Source organism: Pseudomonas sp. HMSC067G02, assembly GCF_001813485.1.
Lineage (GTDB): Bacteria > Pseudomonadota > Gammaproteobacteria > Pseudomonadales > Pseudomonadaceae > Pseudomonas > Pseudomonas aeruginosa.
Window position 1 is genome coordinate 15,238 of the sequence record NZ_KV812679.1, and the last position, 18,338, is coordinate 33,575.

Annotated in this window: 15 protein-coding genes; 5 read left to right on the forward strand and 10 right to left on the reverse strand. The window is 68.7% G+C overall.

Features of this window, described 5'->3' with window-relative positions:
• Together HMPREF2914_RS14565 and HMPREF2914_RS14570 are read right to left on the reverse strand one after the other, a co-directional pair.
• Positions 1 to 808, reverse strand: an 808-nt coding sequence (locus HMPREF2914_RS14565) for an acyl-CoA dehydrogenase family protein (RefSeq protein WP_049247432.1), incomplete at its 3' end; no start/stop codon positions are given.
• Between the two features lie 117 nt (positions 809 to 925).
• On the reverse strand, positions 926 to 2,548 hold the full coding sequence (locus HMPREF2914_RS14570) for an acyl-CoA synthetase (protein WP_003093598.1): 1,623 nt from the start codon (positions 2,546 to 2,548) through the stop codon (positions 926 to 928).
• 245 nt (positions 2,549 to 2,793) lie between these two features.
• Here HMPREF2914_RS14570 and bfiS point away from each other — a divergent pair, with 245 nt between their 5' ends.
• Positions 2,794 to 5,070, forward strand: a complete 2,277-nt coding sequence (bfiS, locus tag HMPREF2914_RS14575; RefSeq protein ID WP_023092393.1) for a two-component system sensor histidine kinase BfiS — start codon at positions 2,794 to 2,796, stop codon at positions 5,068 to 5,070.
• Between the two features lie 2 nt (positions 5,071 to 5,072).
• Complete coding sequence (bfiR, locus tag HMPREF2914_RS14580) at positions 5,073 to 5,717, forward strand: two-component system response regulator BfiR (protein WP_003129339.1); 645 nt, start codon at positions 5,073 to 5,075, stop codon at positions 5,715 to 5,717.
• Positions 5,718 to 5,721: 4 nt separating this feature from the next.
• On the opposite strand, the gene pqsL is transcribed toward bfiR, so the two are convergent.
• The 6 genes from pqsL to HMPREF2914_RS14610 all read right to left on the reverse strand — a co-directional run bounded on the left by pqsL (position 5,722) and on the right by HMPREF2914_RS14610 (position 13,159).
• Positions 5,722 to 6,927, reverse strand: coding sequence for an FAD-dependent monooxygenase PqsL (pqsL, locus tag HMPREF2914_RS14585; RefSeq protein WP_023092394.1), 1,206 nt, complete (start codon positions 6,925 to 6,927; stop codon positions 5,722 to 5,724).
• Between the two features lie 167 nt (positions 6,928 to 7,094).
• Positions 7,095 to 8,585: an aldehyde dehydrogenase gene (locus HMPREF2914_RS14590; RefSeq protein WP_003101377.1), complete on the reverse strand. Its 1,491-nt coding sequence runs from the start codon at positions 8,583 to 8,585 to the stop codon at positions 7,095 to 7,097.
• A complete protein-coding gene (locus HMPREF2914_RS14595) occupies positions 8,578 to 9,489 on the reverse strand; it encodes a dihydrodipicolinate synthase family protein (RefSeq protein ID WP_003093588.1) in 912 nt (303 codons plus the stop codon). The genes HMPREF2914_RS14590 and HMPREF2914_RS14595 overlap by 8 nt, the downstream gene beginning before the upstream one ends.
• 64 nt (positions 9,490 to 9,553) lie before the next feature.
• Positions 9,554 to 10,882 carry an MFS transporter gene (locus tag HMPREF2914_RS14600; RefSeq protein WP_003129340.1) on the reverse strand — a complete coding sequence of 443 codons (1,329 nt, stop codon included), beginning with the start codon at positions 10,880 to 10,882 and terminating at the stop codon, positions 9,554 to 9,556.
• 135 nt (positions 10,883 to 11,017) lie between these two features.
• A complete protein-coding gene (locus tag HMPREF2914_RS14605; protein WP_009877094.1) occupies positions 11,018 to 12,337 on the reverse strand; it encodes an NAD(P)/FAD-dependent oxidoreductase in 1,320 nt (439 codons plus the stop codon).
• A gap of 93 nt (positions 12,338 to 12,430) precedes the next feature.
• Entirely contained in the window at positions 12,431 to 13,159 is a 729-nt protein-coding gene (locus HMPREF2914_RS14610; RefSeq protein WP_003101372.1) for a GntR family transcriptional regulator, read from the reverse strand.
• A 307-nt stretch (positions 13,160 to 13,466) separates the two neighbouring features.
• On the opposite strand from HMPREF2914_RS14610, the gene HMPREF2914_RS14615 reads away from it, so the two are divergent.
• Positions 13,467 to 14,489: a GlxA family transcriptional regulator gene (locus HMPREF2914_RS14615; RefSeq protein ID WP_003129343.1), complete on the forward strand. Its 1,023-nt coding sequence runs from the start codon at positions 13,467 to 13,469 to the stop codon at positions 14,487 to 14,489.
• A gap of 25 nt (positions 14,490 to 14,514) precedes the next feature.
• On the forward strand, positions 14,515 to 14,982 hold the full coding sequence (locus HMPREF2914_RS14620; RefSeq protein WP_003118992.1) for a VOC family protein: 468 nt from the start codon (positions 14,515 to 14,517) through the stop codon (positions 14,980 to 14,982).
• Between the two features lie 3 nt (positions 14,983 to 14,985).
• Here the strand turns inward: HMPREF2914_RS14620 and HMPREF2914_RS14625 are convergent, their stop codons facing one another.
• Positions 14,986 to 15,624 carry an FMN-binding negative transcriptional regulator gene (locus HMPREF2914_RS14625; protein ID WP_003112977.1) on the reverse strand — a complete coding sequence of 213 codons (639 nt, stop codon included), beginning with the start codon at positions 15,622 to 15,624 and terminating at the stop codon, positions 14,986 to 14,988.
• Between the two features lie 27 nt (positions 15,625 to 15,651).
• On the reverse strand, positions 15,652 to 16,371 hold the full coding sequence (locus HMPREF2914_RS14630) for a B3/B4 domain-containing protein (RefSeq protein WP_023092395.1): 720 nt from the start codon (positions 16,369 to 16,371) through the stop codon (positions 15,652 to 15,654).
• Positions 16,372 to 16,655: 284 nt separating this feature from the next.
• Between HMPREF2914_RS14630 and HMPREF2914_RS14635 the strand changes: the two genes are divergently transcribed.
• Positions 16,656 to 18,299, forward strand: a complete 1,644-nt coding sequence (locus HMPREF2914_RS14635; protein ID WP_003093568.1) for an acetolactate synthase large subunit — start codon at positions 16,656 to 16,658, stop codon at positions 18,297 to 18,299.
• Positions 18,300 to 18,338 lie beyond the last annotated feature (39 nt).

An 18,338-nucleotide genomic window follows, 5' to 3' on the forward strand; every position in this document is an offset into this window, starting at 1 on the left:
TCATCACGCAGGTGGCCGAGGCCTTGATCCCCATTTTGTGCTCGATGGAGCCGCAGTGCACCGCGTTGCGTGCGCCGAGCGCGCCGTCGTCGCCGACCAGGAACTTCGGCACCAGGAACAGCGAGATGCCGCGCGAACCGGCCGGCGCGTCGGGCAGCTTGGCCAGCACCAGGTGAATGATGTTCTCGGTGAGGTCCTGTTCGCCGCCGGTGATGAAGATCTTCGTCCCGCTGATCCTGTAGGAACCGTCGGCCTGCGGCTCGGCCTTGGTGCGGATGATGCCCAGGTCGGTGCCGGCATGCGGTTCGGTCAGACACATGGAGCCGGCCCAGGTGCCGGCGTACATGTTCGGCAGGTACCTGTTCTTCAGCTCCTCGCTGCCGTGCGCATCGAGGGCCAGGCAGGCGCCGGCGGAAAGGGTCGAGTAGAGGCTGAAGCTGGCGTTGGCCGCGTACATCATCTCCTCGAACTGCACTGCCAGCATCTTCGGCATGCCCATGCCGCCATGGGCCGGATTGCCGGTGAGGCCGACCCAGCCGCCCTCGGCGTAGGTCGCGTAGGCCTCGCGGAAGCCGGCCGGGGTGCGCACGGCGCCGTCCTGCCACTGCGCGCCTTCTTCGTCGCCACTGCGGTTGAGCGGCGCGAGCAGGCCGCCGGTGACCTTGGCCGCTTCCTCGAGGATGGCGTCGGCGGTGTCGGCGTCGATCCGCTCGGCCAGTCGCGGCAGGCGCTGCCACAGGGCGGGGGCGTCGAACACGTCGTTGAGCAGGAAGCGCATGTCGCGCAGCGGGGCGTTGTATTCAGGCATTGCACACCTCGTCGGTGAACGGCCGGCGGGACGGCCGCAGGTACAGGGTTGCCCGTGCGCATCCTGCCTACGGCCGCCGTGGCACGGCCGCTGCACGGGCAATTCGGCTGGCGGCGCTCAGAGGGCGGCGGCCCACTCGCGCAGCACGTATTTCTGGATCTTGCCGGTGGAGGTTTTCGGCAGTTCCGAGAACACCACGGTACGCGGAATCTTGAACGCGGCCAGGTGTTCGCGACAGAACGCGACGATCTCGCTCTCGGCGAGCCCCTGATGATCGCTCTTCAGGGTAATGAACGCACAGGGCGTTTCCCCCCACTTTTCGTCGGGCCGCGCCACCACCGCCGCCTCCAGCACCGCCGGGTGGCGGTAGAGCACGCCCTCCAGTTCGATGGTGGAGATGTTTTCGCCGCCGGAGATGATGATGTCCTTGAGCCGGTCGCGGATCTCGATGTAGCCGTCCGGATGGCAGACCGCCAGGTCGCCGGTATGGAACCAGCCGCCGGCGAAGGCTTCCTCGGTGGCGCTGGGGTTCTTCAGGTAGCCCTTCATCACGGTGTTGCCGCGCATGAAGATCTCGCCGATGGACTGGCCGTCGCGCGGCACCGGCTCGAGGGTCTTCGGGTCGGCCACCATCACCCCTTCGAGGGTCGGGTAGCGCACGCCCTGGCGCGACTTGATCGCGGCGCGCCGCTCCAGCGGCAGGTCGTCCCACTCGCCGTGCCAGGCGCAGACCGTGACCGGGCCGTAGACTTCGGTGAGGCCGTAGACATGGGTGACGCGGATGCCCATCTCTTCCACCGCGCCGATCACCTTGGCCGGCGGCGCGGCGCCGGCGACCATGGCATGCACCGGGTGGTCGATGGCGGCCTTGGCCGAGTCGGGCATGTTGATCAGGGCGTTGAGCACGATGGGCGCGCCGCACAGGTGGCTGACCTGGTGCTCGCGGATCAGGGTGAGGACCTTTTGCGGATCGACCCGCCGCAGGCAGACGTGGACGCCGGCCAGCGCGGTCACCGTCCACGGATAGCACCAGCCGTTGCAGTGGAACATCGGCAGGGTCCAGAGGTACACCGGGTGCTGGCCCATGGACCAGGTCATCTGGTTGCCCAGCGCGTTCAGGTAGGCGCCGCGGTGATGGTAGACCACGCCCTTGGGGTTGCCGGTGGTGCCCGAGGTGTAGTTCAGCGAGATCGCCTGCCACTCGTCCCGGGGCCATTCCCAGGCGAACTGCGGGTCGCCCTCGGCGAGCAGCGCCTCGTAGTCCAGTTCGCCAACCGGGCGGCCTTCGCCATACTCGGGGTCGTTGACGTCGACCACCAGCGGCGGGTGGTCGAGCATACCGATGGCGGCATGGATCACCTCGTGGAATTCGTAGTCGGTGATCAGCACCTTGGCTTCGCCGTGTTGCAGCATGAAGGCGATGGCTTCGGCGTCGAGGCGTACGTTGAGGGTGTTCAGCACCGCGCCGATCATCGGCACGCCATAGTGCGCCTCGAGCATCTCGGGGATGTTCGGCAGCATCACCGCCACCGTGTCGCCCTGGCCGATGCCGCGCCCGGCCAGGGCCGAGGCCAGGCGTCGGCAGCGTTGGTAGGTCTGCGCCCAGTCGCGGCGGATGTTGCCGTGGATCACCGCGGGGTAGTGCGGATAGACGCTGGCGGTGCGCTCGATGAAGCTCAGCGGCGTCAGGGCGATGTGGTTGACGGCGGCGGGCGCGAGACCCTGTTCGAAGATCGACATGAAGAGTACCCCGTGGCTGATTGTTAGCTCTGTTCTGGGTAAGGGTCACGATCTGCCGCGCGCGGAGAGACTGCGTCGAAAACGGCTGGTTTCTCTGGCTCGGCAGATCGTGAACAGCTTCCAAGGACCAGGCGAAGCGCTCCTTGGGTTGGGGCGATTTATAGCAACGATGAAAAATATATGGAAGTTAAACCATAAGCTTATAGTATAAATACCATATAAGTTCCCAGGATCATCTTCCGCCCATGAGTCCGCTTCCCGCTTCGCCTGCCCTCAACAGCCTCCTGCGCCTGCTGCGCGAGGGCGCGCCGCTGGTCGAGCGGGTCGGTGCACTGCGCCGCTTGCTGCTCGAACATCCGGGCACGCGCCAGGCCTGGTACCTGGCCTGGCAGCCGCAGGCGCAGACCTATACCCCGGTGCCGCCGTCGCCGGCTCTGCCGCCGGGCGCCGGCGAGCCGAACCGGGCCAGCGACCTGGCGTTGCGCGAGCGCCTGGCGCGCGACGGCCGGCTGGCGCTGGACGAATTACGGCGTTCCGCGTCCTGGCTCGGCGCGCGCTTGCGGCGTGCCGGCGTGGAGCATGGCATGGCCTTCGCCCTCGACCTGCAGGCCGGCGACGAAGGCCTGCTGCTGGTGGCCAGCGATACGCCGCAGAGCGCCGCGCTGGACTGGCTCGGCCTGCTCCTCGCACCGTTGCTCGCCGCCGCCCGTGGCGTCACCCGCGCCGCGCCGTTCCTCGCCGCCGACCCGCAGCCCGCGCTGCTGCTCGACGGCGAGGCGCAGGCGGTGGAATTCAACCAGGCCTTCCTTGCCTTGCTTGGCGAGCGGCCGCGCGAGGCCTGGCGCGCCTTCCTCCCGGCCAACCATGGGCAACTGGTGCGCGCCAGCCTGGGGCAGGCGCGGGCCCTCGGCGAGGTGGAGGCGGAGTGCGACGGGCGCATCCTGCTCTGGCAGTTCATTCCCGACAGCGCCGAGGCCCGGGTGCTGGCGCGCTGCCGCGACGCCACCGCCAGCCTGCGCGGCGAGCGCGAGGCGGCGCGGGCCAGCCGGCTGTACCGGCTGATCACCGAGAACACCACCGACCTGATTTCCCGGCATACCCTCGACGGCATTTTCCTCGACGCCTCGCCGGCCTCCTGGACCCTGCTCGGCTACTGGCCGGAGGAACTGCGCGGGCGACCGGCGCAGGCGCTGTTCCACCCCCAGGACCGCGGCCAGGTGGCGCTGCGCGCGCGCGAAGCGCTGGAGCAGGACGGCTACCTGACCATCACCTACCGTATCCGCCACCGCGACGGCCGCTACCGCTGGTTCGAGACCGCCAGCCGGGCGATCCGCGAGACCTACACCGGGGCGGTGGTGGAGGTGGTCAGCGTGTCCCGCGATGTCACCCGGCGGGTCGAGGCGGAGGAGAACCGCCGGCGCCTGGCCGAAGTGGTCGAGGCGAACACCGACCTGGTGCTGTTCGTCGAGCATGGCGGCCGCGTCACCTACCTCAATCCTTCGGCACGCGCCGCCCTCGGCATCGCCGACGGGCAGGCGGCGCCGGCGCTGGAACACCTGCTGGCCGGCGACACTCCGGCGCGGCTGGCCGAAGAGGGTTGGCGACAGGCGCGCGATGGCGGCGTTTGGAGCCGCGAGGGGCGCCTGCAACCGCAGGACGGGCGTCCGTCGCTGCCAGTCTCGCTGGTGTTGCTGGCCCATCGCGGCCGCGGCGAGGAGCGCTATTACTCGCTGGTGGCCCGCGACATGACCGAACGCGAACTGCGCGAGGCCCAGCAGCGCCGTCACCAGGACGAACTGGCGCACACTGCCCGGCTGGTCACTCTCGGCGAACTGGCCTCGGGCATCGCCCACGAGATCAACCAGCCGCTGGCGGCGGTGATGAACTACGCCAGCGCCAGCCAGCGTTACCTGGCCGTCCTCGGCAGCCAGCCCGAGGCCGCCGGGCGGGTGGCCGAGGGGCTGGCGCGGATCGGCGAGCACGCCGGCCACGCGGCGGAGGTGATCAAGCGCCTGCGCGGCTTCCTGCGCAAGGGCCAGCGGCGCCTGCAGGCGCTCGACCTCAACCAGGTGGCACGCGAGGCCATCGGCCTCTGCGCCTGGGAAGCCGGGCACTGGCAAGTGGCGGTGGAAGAAGCGATGACCGACAATCCGCCGCCGCTGTATGCCGACCGCGTGCTGCTCGAACAGGTGTTCCTCAATCTGCTGCGCAACGCCATCGAAGCCAACCGCGAGGCGCATCCCGGCTCGCCGTCGCGGGTCGTCATCGGTAGCCGCGTCGAGCCCGGCGGGCTGCTCTGCCTGTGGGTTCGCGACCAGGGACCGGGAGTGCCGGCGGATCAGCTGGAACACATTTTCACGCCGTTCCACACCAGCAAGCCGGAAGGGCTGGGCCTGGGCCTGTCGATGAGCCGCAGCATCGTCGAGGGCTTCGGCGGCACCCTCGAAGCCGAGCTGCCGGCGGATGGCGGGTTGCTCATGAACTGCCGGCTGCCGCTCGCCGCCGGCGCCACGGGAGGTTAAGGATGGCTATGCCTGACGAAGCGCTGGTCTACGTGGTCGACGACGACCAGGGCATGCTCGAATCGACGGTCTGGCTGCTGGAATCGGTCGGCCTCAAGGCACGGCCCTTCACCCAGGGCCGGGACTTCCTCGACGCCTGCGAGGGCGGCCGCCATGCCTGCGTCCTGCTCGACGTGCGGATGCCCGGCATGGGCGGGCTGAACGTGCAGGACGAACTGCTGGCGCGCGGCATCGACCTGCCGGTGATCTTCGTCAGCGGCCATGCCGACGTGCCCATCGTGGTGCGCGCCTTCAAGGCCGGGGCGGTGGATTTCATCGAGAAACCCTACAACGAACAATTGCTGCTCGACAGCGTGCAGCAGGCCCTCGATCGCCACGCCCGTCGGCGCCGCCACCGCGATCTCGACGCCGGGTTGCGCGAACGCCTGGACAGCCTCACCCCGCGCGAGCGCGACGTGCTCTTGCCGCTGGTGCGCGGCTATACCAGCCGCGAGGTGGCCGAGCAACTGGAGGTCAGCGTGAAGACCGTCGACCTCTACCGCGCGCGGGTGATGAAGCGCATGCAGGCCCAGACCCTGCCGGAGCTGGTGGGCATGGCCATCGCCGCCGGGCTGGTGGACCCGCTGCGCTTGCGCGAGGACGCCTGAGGGCTCAGCCGCGCGGAGCCTCCAGGGACGGCGACCGCACCGGCTGATAGGAACGCTCGCCGCCCAGCGCTTCCGGCGCCCGGCTGCTGCCCTGCAGGGCGGTGTCGAAGACCCCGGCGAAGCGCTGGCGATCCTCCAGGCTGGTGGCCAGCGCATGGCCATAGGAGACGATCGCCTGGTTCACCGGGAAGCGTTCGGCCTGGTAGCCGGCCAGGGCATCCTCCAGCGCGCAGGCGTCGCGCAAGGCCAGGTCGAGGGCGTCGGCCAGGGCGCTGGCGTCCTCGATGGCCAGGTTCATGCCCTGGCCGGTGATCGGATGCACGTTGTGGATGGCGTCGCCGAGCATCGCTACGTTGTCCGCCCAGTAACGATCCAGGTTCAGGTAGCCGATGGGGATGCCCTTGAAGCGCGAAGTGCCGGTGACGGCGGCGATCGCCTCGGCGCTCTCGTCGCCGACGAAGCGTTGCAAGCGCCGGCGCAGCGACTCGCCGCGGGTGTCGGCCATCAGCTCGCGCGACTCTTCCCTGGGGAAGCTCACCACCAGTCGCGCGCGGTCGAGACCGATCGGGTAGAAATAGGCCAGCCCGCCCTGCGAGTCCACGTACAGCCGGTTGCGCTCGGCCACGCAGGGGGCCAGGGCGAAGGTGCCGACCAGCATCGGCGACGGGTAGGGGTGGCGCTCCACCTCGATATCGAGCAGCCGGCGGCGCACGTAGGAGGCGATACCGTCGGCGCCCACCACCACCCGCGGACGCAGCACGCGGCCGTCGTTCAGGCGCACCTGGTCGATCGCGTGGCGCTCGTCGCGCTGCACCGCTTCGATGCGGGTCTCGAACAGCATCTCGACGGTCGCTTCGCCGTCGATCTTTTCCAGTACCAGGCGGCGCAGCGACTCGCAGGGCATGAGGATGAAATAGCCGCGCGCGTCGACGCTGGAATAGTTGAAATAGCGAAGCAGCTCGCCGTCGTGATAGACCTCCAGCTCATGGCGGACCCGCCCGCCGCGACGGGTCACCTCGGCCAACAACCCGGCCGCCTCGACCACCCGGATGCCGGCCGGCTTGAGCAGGTCGGCGCCGTTGATCGCGCGTTCGCGCCGTGCCTGCTCCACTACCACCACGCGGTGGCCCTGGCGGCCGAGCAGGTAGGCGAGCATCGCCCCGCCGATGCCGCAGCCGTTGATCAGTACATCGATATGGTTGTCCGTCATGGATGAGTCTCCGTGTCGTTCCTGGCGGAAAAGGGAAGGGTGGAGGCAGCAGCATAGCGACGGAACGTTATGCAGAATGGGTGTTGTCTGCACTTGGTCGCCTGTCCGGCCCGGTTGTCCGGTCTCGCCGCCAGGCGGGAGTGCCGGCCCTTGCGGGCCGGACAGCTTCAGGAAGCGTCGATCCAGATGGTCTTCAACTCTGTGTACTGGTCGTGTGCCCAGACCGACTTGTCGCGACCGCCGAAGCCTGACTCCTTGTAGCCGCCGAAGGGCGTCGAGGCGTCGCCCTCGCCGAAGCAGTTGACGGTGACGATCCCCGCGCGGATCTCCCGCGACAGGCGCAGTGCGTGGCGCAGGCTGCCGGTGTAGGCCGAGGCGGCGAGGCCGTAGACGGTGTCGTTGGCCAGGGCGATGGCTTCGTCGATGTCGTCGAAAGAGGTGACCGAGAGCAGCGGGCCGAAGATTTCCTCGCGGAACAGCCGGCTGTGCGGCGAGACGCCATCGACCACGGTCGGCTCGACGAAGATGCCAGCCTCGGTGGCGCCGCCGAAGCGCACCGCCAACCGCTCCGTCCTGGCCTGGTCGAGGTACGCGCGGACCTTCTCGAAGTGCGCCGGGCTGACCAGCGCGCCGAGGCGATTACGCGGATCCAGCGGGTCGCCCATGCGCCACTCGCGGAGCTGCGCGCCGATGCGTTCGAGCAGTGCCTCGCGGACCTCGGCGTGGACGATCAGCCGCGAGGACGCCGAGCAGTTCTCGCCCATGTTCCAGAACGCGCCGTTGACCACGTGTTGCGCCACCAGGTCGAGGTCCTCGACATCGTTCATCACCACCGCCGGGTTCTTGCCGCCGCACTCCAGTACCACCCGCTTGAGGTTGGACTCGGCGGCGTACTTGAGGAACAGGCGGCCGGTCGCGGTGGAGCCGGTGAAGCTGACCATCGCCACGTCCGGGTGGCGGCCCAGCGGTTCGCCGGCCTCGCGGCCGCCGCCGGGGACCACGTTGAACACCCCGGCGGGGATCCCCGCCTGGCTGGCCAGTTCGGCGACGCGCAGGGCGGTCAGGCTGGTCTCGGGGGCCGGCTTGACCACTACGGAGCAGCCTGCCGCCAGCGCCGGGCCGATCTTCCAGGCGAGCATCAGCAGCGGGAAGTTCCACGGCAGCACCAGGCCGACCACGCCGATCGGCTCGCGTACCACCATGGCCAGCGCCGCCGAACCGACCGGGGCGGTGCTGTCGTAGATCTTGTCGATCAGTTCGGCATGCCAGCGCAGGGTATTGATGGTTTCCGGCAGGTCGGTGTGCTGGCATTCGCGGATCGGCTTGCCGCTGTCGAGGCTCTCCATCACCGCCAGTTCCAGCAGGTGCTCTTCCAGCAGCTCGGCCAGGCGCAGCAGCGCCGCCTTGCGCTCGGCGGGCGTGCGCGAGCGCCAGCGGCCGTCCTCGAACGCCCGCCGCGCGCTGGCCACGGCGTGCCCGACGTCCTCCGCGTCGCAGGCGGCGACCTGCGCCAGCAGCTCGCCGGTGGCCGGGTTGGTCGAGGCGAAGGTGCGGCCGCCGCAGGCATCGCGGAACCCTCCGTCGATGAAGGCGCGCTGGGGAAGGTCCAGCGTCGCGGCGATGGCCGCGTATTCCTCCCGGCTCAGCAGCTCAGTCATGGCGGCCACCCTCGACGATCCGCGCGACCTCGCCCTTGAGCCTGGCGACGATCTCCGCCAGTGCCGCCTTGCCGGCCTCGTCCAGCGCCTTCAGCGGCGCACGTACGCCGCCGGCGCGCAGGCCGGCCAGCTCGCAGCCGTGCTTGATCGACTGGACGAAGTGACCGCTTTCGAGAAAGTCCATCAGCGGCATCATCGCCGCCATGATGCGCCGGCCCTTGGCGAAGTCGTTCTCGACCACGCAGGCCTGGTACAGGGCGAGGTGTTCGCCAGGGATGAAGTTGGAGCCGGCGCAGACCCAACTGCGCGCGCCCCAGGCGAAGAACTCCAGGGCCTGGTCGTCCCAGCCGCAGGACAAGGCGATCCGCGGGTGGCGGCAGGCCAGGCGGTGCAATTGCGCGGTGGAGCCGGAGCTTTCCTTGATCGCGACGATGTTGCGGCAGCCGGCGACGGCGGCGAAGAACGCCTCGTCCATCTCCACGCCCATCCGCGCCGGATAGTTGTAGAGCATGATCGGCAGGCCGGCGGCGCGGTCCACCGCCAGCACGTGCTCGGCGATCTCCCGCGAGGTCGGCAGCGCGTAGGGCGGCGAGCCGACCAGGATGGCGTCGGCGCCGATGGCGCGGGCGGCTTCGGCGTAGGCCAGCGAGTCCTCGGTGCGGATCGCGCCGGTTCCCACCACCAGCGGCAGGCGCCCGGCGATGACTTCGCTGGCGTGGGCGGCGAGGGCCAGGCGTTCCTCGGCGGTGTGCGCGTAGTACTCGCCGGTGGAGCCGCCGATCACGATGCCGTGCACCTTCGACTCGACGAGAAACTCCAGGACCTCGGCGAAGGCCTGGGTGTCGATGCTGCCGTCGGCGCTCAGCGGGGTGATGGCGGGGGTATAGATACCTTCGAATTTCACGGGGTTTCCTCCTGTGGGATGCTGGGCCGCGGCGCACCCGGCGGACGCTGCCGCAGCGGGTGGTTCAGGTGAGCGAAGCCGCCTGCTGCAGGTTCAGCGAACGGGTTTCCGGCGCCAGGGCCCAGGTCACGAGCAGCCCGAGCAGGGTCACCAGCGCGGCGGCGTACATGGTCTGGGCGGTACCCAGGGTTTCCAGGGAAAGCGGCACCAGGTAGGTGCCCACCGCGGCGCCGACGCGCGATAACGAGGTGCCGACGCCGACCGCGAAGGCGCGGATCTCGGTGGGGAACAGTTCGTTCGGGTAGACCAGTTGCAGCACCTGGGCGCCGCCGATGAACAGCGCGTAGGCACCGAACAGGCCGAGGATGGTCGCCTCCGAGCCGGCGTGGAAGACGCCCAGCCCGAGCAGCGCCAGGCCGGACCAGAGGAAGCTGTGCAGCAGCATGCAGCGCCGGCCGATGCGGTTGATCAGGCGGGTGGCGATGATGCAGCCGATGACGAACAGCAGGGTGATCGCCACCGAACCGTAGGAGGCCCAGTCGCCCTTCAGGTTCAGCGCCAGCAGCACCTTGGGCGCGAAGGCGTAGACGGCGAACACGGGGATCACCGAGCAGGTCCAGAACAGGGTGACGAAGAGCATGCGCTTGCCGTAGCCGGCGTAGAGCAGGTGCCAGATGGTGACCTTCCGTTCCAGCGCCTGTTCGGGCAGGTTCGCCAGCGAGAAGGCTTCGCCGTAGACCTGGCGGATGACCCGTTCTGCGTCTGCGTCGCGGCCCTTGCTCAGCAGCCAGCGCGGCGACTCGGGGGTGCCGATGCGTAGCAGGAACAGCACGGCGCCGATCGCCGCGGTGCTGGCCAGTACCAGGCGCCAGGCGTCCTCGCCGCCGCTGCGCAGGATCAGGTCGCCGACCAGGTAGGCGAAGGCGGCGCCGGCGAACCAGAGGATGGTCAGGGTGGCCAGGCGCGGTCCGCGATACTTCTTCGGCAGGAACTCCACCAGCAAGGCGGTGGCGACCGGGTACTCGATGCCCACCGCCACGCCGATCAGGAAGCGCAGGACGAACAGCGCCGCCGCCGAGTCGACCCCGTACTGCGCCAGGGAAGCGAGGACGAACAGGCTGGGGCCGACGAAGAACAGCCTGCGGCGGCCCAGGCGGTCGGTCAGCCAGCCGCCGAGGAAACCGCCGAAGAAGATGCCGACCAGCGCCGAGGCGGCGATCATGCCCTGCCAGAAACTGCTCAGTTGCAATGCCGCGGTCATCTGCAGCATCGCCACGCCGATGATGCTCAGCACGTAGCCGTCAACGAAGGAGCCGCCGCCGGAGCGCAGGGTCAACAGCCGGTGGAAGGCGTTGAGGGGTACGTCTTCGATCGAGGTCGTAGGATTTGTCATTATTGTCTCCTGGTTCTAACCGCTGCCGGTGAATTCGGGCCGAGCGAATCCGCGAGGCTGGAACGCTCTCCAGCTCCGGTCTTCAATGGCCGTCTGAATCGAAGTCGGCGCCCGTGGGCGCGTTACTAGGGATGCCTAGCTTTCTCTACCTGCTCGATACTGCCCCCACCTCAGGTTGAGGTTCACGCCAAGGGAAAGGAGTGGTTCGGGTGGATTGCCGCTGGGACCGGGCGCGCGCAGCAGGAAGTCGATCAGCTCGTTGCGTTCGCCCGCCAGCCAGTCGGCCAGCAGCTTCCCGGTGACGGTCCCGCGGGTTACCCCCAGGCCGTTGCAGCACAGGGCGCCATAGACGTTGGGCGCCAGCTCGCCGAAGTGCCCCATGTGGTTCCTCGACAGCGCCAGCGAGCCGCCCCAGGTGTAGTCGAAGCCGACTTCCGGGAGCATCGGGAAGCGCTGGCGGAACGAGGCGCGATGGCGTACGGCGAAGCGCTCAAGGTACTTCCCGGCGCTGCGTCCGTCAGGGTTGAAACTGAAGCTGTTGCGGATCAGCAGACGGTTGTCCGGGGTACGCCTCACCGTGGTGCCGTAAGGGTCGGCCGGGATCAGGCCCCAGTAGGGGCGCCCGCCGAGGCTGGCCTGCTCCTCGGCATCGAGCGGCCGGGTCAGGCTGGCGTAGGTGAAGATCGGCAGCATCCGCCCCTGGAGGAAGCCGAAGCTCATGCCGAAGGCGTTGTTGGCGAGGACCAGGCGGTCGGCCAGGATGCTGCCGTGGGGATGGCTCAGCAGGGTCCTGTCGCCATATTCCACGGCGGTGATCGGTGTGTGTTCGTAGAGGCTGACGTTGCCCGGCAGGCTGTCGGCCAGGCCCTTGACCAGGGCCGAGGGCTGCACCAGCAGGGTACCGGGGGTGAACAGGGCCTTGCGATAGAAAGCGGTGCCGATGTGTCCCGGGAGGTCGTCCGCCTCGATCACCTCGTAGGCCTGGCCGAGCCGGTCGAGGCCGCGCCGGTAGGCGTCGAGCACAGCCACGCCGCGCGCCTCGACGGCCGCCTGGTACTTGCCGCAGGCCTTCATCTGGCAGTCGATGGCATGGCGCTGCACCTGTTCGCGGAGCAGCGACTGGCCGGCGAGATTGAGCTTCAGGCCGATCCGGGCGGTCGCTATGTCGCCGATGTAGTCGTCGGCGCCGATGTCGTGGGGCAGGTCGATAGCGAAGCCGGCGTTGCGCCCGGCGGTACCGAAGCCGACTTCCTGGGCCTCGACCAGGACGATCTCCTCGTCGGGAAAATGCAGCGCCAGCTGGCGCGCGGCGGCGAGGCCGGTGAAGCCGGCGCCGACCACCACCCAACGGGCGGCGCTCCTGCCGTAGTGGGCCGGCTTCGGCCGCCGCGGCGGGCTGAGGTGATACCAGCCGCAGGAACGGTCGTCGGCCGGAAGGTGGGTTACTTTCGTCATCGCAGGGACCTGACTCTTGTTATTGGAACCCGGTAACCATCCCCTGCGTGACCGCCTCCGCTTCTCGGGCGGGGCCGTGGCGCGGGGGGCTCGCTAACCCTCGTAGACCAGCGCCACCTCCACTCCGGCCGGCGCCGCGTACTCGGCCATGCGCCGGCGCGACAGCTCGAAATGCGCACGGACGATGTCCGCCGCCGCATCCGGATCGCGCCGCTGGATGGCATCGACGATCTGGTCGTGCTGGTCGCAGGCGAGTTCCAGGTCGCGTTGCATGTCGTCGGTGGTCGGATGGCGGTAGAAGATCTTGCCCAGCCGCGCATGGTCGATCAGCAAGCGGCGCAGGCTGGGCATGAGGTAGTCGTTGTGGGCCATCCTGCCGATCTCCAGGTGGAAGGCGTCGTTGTGGATGACGCGGTTTTCCACATGCTTCTCTTCGATGGCCTTGCGGAAATCTTCCTGGATCGCCTTGAGCGTCTCGATCTCCGCTTCGCTGGCATGGGTGGCCGCCAGTTGTGTGGTGGCGATGTAGATCAGCGGCGCGGCGAGAAAGAAGGCGTGCAGCGAGTCGTGGCTCATGGCCGCGACGCGCGGCGCACGGTTGGCTTCCAGTTCGATGTAGCCCTCGGCGGCGATCTGCCGCAGCAGTTCGCGCACCGGCGGGCGCGAGAGGCCGAACTCGTCGCACAGGGCGAGTTCGTCGACGACCGCGCCGGGCGCCAGTTCCATGCTCAGGATCCGCCGGCGCAGCGCATCGCCCAGCACCGCCTTGCGGTCGAAGGGGGCATCGGCGCTGTTCGAGTCGACGTCGGGTTGGGCTTTCATGGAGGCCTTTCTACTTGTCATGGGCTGTGTCTACAGTTTGTATAATGACTATAGGATTCTGTTAGACAATATGTCTACAGGTTTTTCGGGGCGTTTCCGTACCGTTCGTCCGCGCTGTTTCCGCTGACGCCGTGGCGTGCGAAAGGGGCAGCCCCCCGAGGGCGTATTTGAGCATATTCCCCCGGCGCGCCAGGAAGGCGCCAAGTCACATGGCTTGCGCATATGATGGAGCGCCCGGGGTTTTCGCCGCGACGGCAGGCGTCGCGGCCCGCTGGCCGGGAACAAGAAGAACAAGAGGCACGAATCGATGGAAAGAAGGCGTTTCAGCGCCGCCCTGCAAGGGCAGAACCTCAGGTTCACCGGGGCCGGGGAGGGGGGCTCGGCACGGGCACGGGTGGGCTTCCTGCTGCTCGAACACTTTTCCCTGCCGGCCTTCACCCAGGCGCTGGACACCCTGGTGACCGCCAACCTGATCCGCAGCGAGTCCTTCGCGGTGAGCAACTTCAGCCTGAGCGGCGAGCCGGTGACCAGCGACCTCGGGTTGCTGATCTGCCCGGACCTGGCGCTCGCCTCGGCGGCGCGGCAAGGACTCGACCTGCTGGTGGTCTGCGGCGGTTTGCGCACGCCCCTGCGCTCGTCCGCCGCGCTGCGGGAAGCGTTGCAGGACGTGGCGTCGCGCGGCGTCGCCCTGGCCGGGCTGTGGAACGGTGCCTGGTTCCTCGGCGACGCCGGCCTGCTGGATGGCTACCGCTGCTGCATCCATCCCGAGCACCGCGCCGCCCTCGCCGAGATCGCCCGCAACAGCCAGGTGACCAGCGACAGCTATATGGTCGACCGCGACCGCCTGACCGCGGCCAGCCCCACCGGCGCCTTCAACCTGGCGCTGGAGTGGATCGCCCGGCGCCACGGGCGCGACCTGGTGGAGGCGGTGGTGGATATCCTCGCCTTCGAGGAGTCGCGCTACCGGCGGGTGCGCCCCGCCCTGCACGAGAAGATGAGCGAGCCGCTGCGCGAAGTGATCAACCTGATGGCGGCGAATATCGAGGAACCGCTCAGCCAGGAGCAGCTCGCCCACTACGTGGGGCGCTCGCGGCGGCAGATCGAGCGATTGTTCCAGCAGCAGCTCGGAACCACGCCGGTGCGCTACTACCTGGAGTTGCGGATCACCGAGTGCCGGCGCCTGCTGCAACATTCCGACCTGACCATGCTGGAGGTCCTGGTCGCCTGCGGCTTCGTCTCGCCCAGCCACTTCAGCAAGTGCTACACCGCCTTCTACGGCTACCCGCCGTCGAAAGAAGTGCGCTACGGCAACGTCCGCTCGACGAAATGAGGGCGTTTCGCCGGACGCGGCCGGCATGCTAGAACGGACCTTTCGCCCTGGCCTGCGGAGGTCCTGCGCCATGTCCCAGCCTTTTCTCTGGCGTCGCGTCAACGACTCGTCCGGTTTCGCCGAGCCGCGGGTGTTCATCCGTGTCTACCTGGAACCGGGCAGCATCGATGCGGCCATCGCTTTCTACGAAGACCTGCAGGGCGTCGCCCACGACATGCGCTTCGACTTTCCCGAGAAACGCCTGACACTCGCCGCAGTCGGCGCCTTCCTCCTGCTGGAGGGCAGCGACGAGGCGCTGGCGCCGTTCCGCAGCACCACCGGCACCCTGCTGGTGGACGACATCGAGCCCTATCACCGGCGGTTGCTGGCTGCCGGCGCGCAGATCATCTTCGGGCCGGCGCGCGCGCCCACCGGCGCCTGCTTCAATGCGCTGCTGCCGGACGGCACGGTGGTCGAGTTCGTCCACCACCGGCCGCAACCGGGCGAGGCCTGAACCTCAGCCGTCGCGCCGGGCGGCGCAATCGTCCATGGCCGCGCCGATCGCCTGTTCGCCGCGGGCCAGCAGCGCTGCGCTGGCGCCGCGGATATCGCGGGCTTCCTTGTTCTGGCTGAGCTTGAACTTGCCGACCAGGCGGGTGATCTCGATTTCGATGCCGACGATCAGCCGGAGCATCTCGTCAATGTAGTCGGCGGGGCCGTCGGTCATTTTCCAGGGCGTTTCCTGGGTCGCCTCGTGGGTGCGGGTCAGGCGCGCCACCAGTCCGCGCACATAGCGTTCGTCGTCGCGGATCCGCACCCGGCCGTGGGCGTGGACCACCCGGTAGTTCCAGGTCGGCACCTGGCGGTGGTGCTCCTGCTTGCTCGGGTACCACTGCGGCGAGATGTAGGCATCGCCGGCGCGGAACACCACCAGCACCTCGTCGCCGTCGCGCAGCTCGCTCCAAACCGGGTTGTTGCGCGCGACATGGGCTTCCAGGGTGCCTTGCGCGCCCTTTGCCGGGCTCAGCTCGAACGGCAGGTGGTTGGCGTCCAGGCCCGCTTCGCCGTGGCTGACCAGCAGGCCCAGCGGATAGTCCCGGATCAGCGCGTGCAGCGCCTGCGGGTCGGACTCTTCGAAATGCGAAGGCAGGTACATGTTCTGTTCTCCTCGGGGACTGGGTCCTTATACGCTGTCGGTGGGTTCCGTCGCCACGCACAGCAGGCGCGAGTCGGCGCGCATGCCGGGCATCATCAGGCGCAATTCGTCGAGCAGCAGGCCGCCCGCTTCGTGCAGGGCCGCCAGCGGCATTTCCGGCAGGCTCTCGAGGATGAACCACATGCGCCGGGCGCTGGCATCCAGGCGGGTGCGCACGCCCTGGCGCCAGTTCCAGCGGCGGCAGGTGACGCCGAGGTCGTCGCGCCAGACCACCTCGCCGGGGTCGGGGGATTCGTCGAGCGCCTCGCCGTTCTTCAGGGTGTCGAAGGTCTCGCTGCCGTCGGCGACCACCAGGCGCGGCGGGCCGGCATAGGCGGCGAGATTCTCGCCGCCTACCGGAATGGCGAATTGCACGCTGATGGCGTTGTACAGGTCCACCACCGGGTCGATGCTCGGCAGCCCGCCGTCGCGCAGCGCGCGTTTGCGCAGGGCTTCGGCGGAGCAGGGGGTACGCTGCGGCTTGGCGCCGAAGCGGCGGAACGCCTCGGCCCAGGCTGCCAGGTGCGCCTCGGCCCAGTCCGGTTCGCCACGCGCCAGCGCCTGGCAGGCGCGCTCCACGGCGCGGCCGGCGATTTCCGGACGAACGATCGGCGCCGCCTCGACGGTGAGGCTCAGGGCGCGGAAACCGGGGGCGAGGGCGGCCACCTCGGCGGCGATGACGGGGAGGATCGGGGCGTGCTCGGGCATGGTCGTCTTCAGGGTTCGGTGAGATGGAGGGGGCGCGGCGCGTAAAGCGGTAGGTGGATTTCTACCATCCGGGCTCCGCCCTCACCATGAAATCAGCGAATGAATTATTAGCTGTGCTGATGATCGGGTGGTCGGGTTCAGCTGCTCTAATGGCGGGAGCGGCGTTCGCTTGCCGGCGAAGCCGGCGCCAGAGCCTTCCGCCGGCCGGGAGGGGCTGGACAGCGAGACGCGAGGGGCGCAGTGTTCGAGCGGTCAGAACCGCCACCACCCGAGGTAGAACGCAGATGGCCAAGGCAGCCGATGTGGTTGTGCAATGCCTGGAAAACGAGGGCGTGCAGTACGTCTTCGGAATTCCCGGCGAGGAGAATCTCGACCTGCTGGAGTCCCTGCGCAAGTCGCAGATCCGGCTGGTGCTCACCCGCCACGAACAATCGGCCGGCTTCATGGCCGCCACCTACGGGCGCCTCACCGGCAAGACCGGGGTCAGCCTGTCGACCCTCGGCCCGGGCGCCACCAACCTGGTCACCGCCGGCGCCTACGCCTACCTGGGCGGCATGCCGATGCTGATGATCACTGGGCAGAAGCCGATCAAGAAGTCCAAGCAGGGCCGCTTCCAGATCCTCGACGTGGTCGGCATGATGCAGCCGCTGACCAAGTACACCCACCAGTTGGCCTCCGCCGACAACATTCCCTCGCGGGTCCGCGAGGCGTTCCGCCTGGCCGAGGAAGAGAAGCCCGGCGCGGTGCACCTGGAGCTGCCGGAGGACATCGCCGCCGAGCAGACCGACAGCCTGCCCATCCCGCCGAGCCTGAGCCGCCGGCCGCTGGCGGAATACAAGGCGATCTGCGCCGCGGTGGAGAAGCTGCGCGCCGCGCGCAGCCCGATCCTGGTGATCGGCGCCGGGGCCAACCGCAAGATGACCGCCAAGGTCCTCAAGCAACTGATCGACAAGACCGGCATTCCCTTCGTCACCACCCAGATGGGCAAGGGTGTGGTCGACGAGCGTCACCCGCGCTTCCTCGGCAACGCCGCGCTGTCCGCCGGCGACTTCGTGCATCGCGCGGTGGAGGCGGCCGACCTGATCGTCAACGTCGGTCACGACGTGATCGAGAAGCCGCCGTTCTTCATGGTTCGCGGCGGTACCGAGGTGATCCACGTGAACTTCCGTTCCGCCGAGGTGGACCCGGTGTATTTCCCGCAGATCGAAGTGGTGGGCGACATCGCCAACGCCATCTGGCAGATCGGCGAGGCGCTGGACGATACCGCGCACTGGGACTTCACCCGCCTGCTGGCGATCCGCGAGGCCAACGAGGCGCAGGTCGCCGAAGGCGCCGACGACCCGCGCTTCCCGCTCTATCCGCAGCGCCTGGTGGCCGACGTGCGCCGGGCGTTGCCGTCGCAGGGCATAGTCGCCCTGGACAACGGCATGTACAAGATCTGGTTCGCCCGCAACTACAAGGCGCACATGCCCAACACCGTGCTGCTGGACAACGCCCTCGCCACCATGGGCGCCGGCCTGCCCTCGGCGATGGCCGCGCACCTGGTCTACCCGGACCGGCCGATCGTCGCGGTGTGCGGCGATGGCGGCTTCATGATGAACAGCCAGGAACTGGAAACCGCGGTGCGGCTGAAGATGAACCTGACGGTGATCATCCTGCGCGACAACGGCTACGGGATGATCCGCTGGAAGCAATCGAACATGGGCTTCGCCGACTTCGGGCTGGACTACGGCAACCCGGACTTCGTGCGCTATGCCGAGGCCTACGGCGCCCACGGCCACCGGGTCGACAGCGCCGAGGGCTTCCTGCCGTTGCTGGAGCGCTGCCTGGGCACGCCCGGGGTGCATGTGATCGATTGCCCGGTGGATTACTCGGAGAACGACCGCATCCTCAACGTCGAGCTGCGCGAACGCGCCCTGGCGGTCTGAACCGCCGGAGCGTCGCGCCGGTGTGCGTTCCGGCGCGAC

Coding starts and splice junctions, on each gene's coding strand:
- HMPREF2914_RS14570 (WP_003093598.1), bottom strand. CDS start 2,548: ATGTCGATCTTCGAACAGGGTCTCGCGCCCGCCGCCGTCAACCACATC.
- bfiS (WP_023092393.1), top strand. CDS start 2,794: ATGAGTCCGCTTCCCGCTTCGCCTGCCCTCAACAGCCTCCTGCGCCTG.
- bfiR (WP_003129339.1), top strand. CDS start 5,073: ATGGCTATGCCTGACGAAGCGCTGGTCTACGTGGTCGACGACGACCAG.
- pqsL (WP_023092394.1), bottom strand. CDS start 6,927: ATGACGGACAACCATATCGATGTACTGATCAACGGCTGCGGCATCGGC.
- HMPREF2914_RS14590 (WP_003101377.1), bottom strand. CDS start 8,585: ATGACTGAGCTGCTGAGCCGGGAGGAATACGCGGCCATCGCCGCGACG.
- HMPREF2914_RS14600 (WP_003129340.1), bottom strand. CDS start 10,882: ATGACAAATCCTACGACCTCGATCGAAGACGTACCCCTCAACGCCTTC.
- HMPREF2914_RS14605 (WP_009877094.1), bottom strand. CDS start 12,337: ATGACGAAAGTAACCCACCTTCCGGCCGACGACCGTTCCTGCGGCTGG.
- HMPREF2914_RS14610 (WP_003101372.1), bottom strand. CDS start 13,159: ATGAAAGCCCAACCCGACGTCGACTCGAACAGCGCCGATGCCCCCTTC.
- HMPREF2914_RS14615 (WP_003129343.1), top strand. CDS start 13,467: ATGGAAAGAAGGCGTTTCAGCGCCGCCCTGCAAGGGCAGAACCTCAGG.
- HMPREF2914_RS14620 (WP_003118992.1), top strand. CDS start 14,515: ATGCTAGAACGGACCTTTCGCCCTGGCCTGCGGAGGTCCTGCGCCATG.
- HMPREF2914_RS14625 (WP_003112977.1), bottom strand. CDS start 15,624: ATGTACCTGCCTTCGCATTTCGAAGAGTCCGACCCGCAGGCGCTGCAC.
- HMPREF2914_RS14630 (WP_023092395.1), bottom strand. CDS start 16,371: ATGCCCGAGCACGCCCCGATCCTCCCCGTCATCGCCGCCGAGGTGGCC.
- HMPREF2914_RS14635 (WP_003093568.1), top strand. CDS start 16,656: ATGGCCAAGGCAGCCGATGTGGTTGTGCAATGCCTGGAAAACGAGGGC.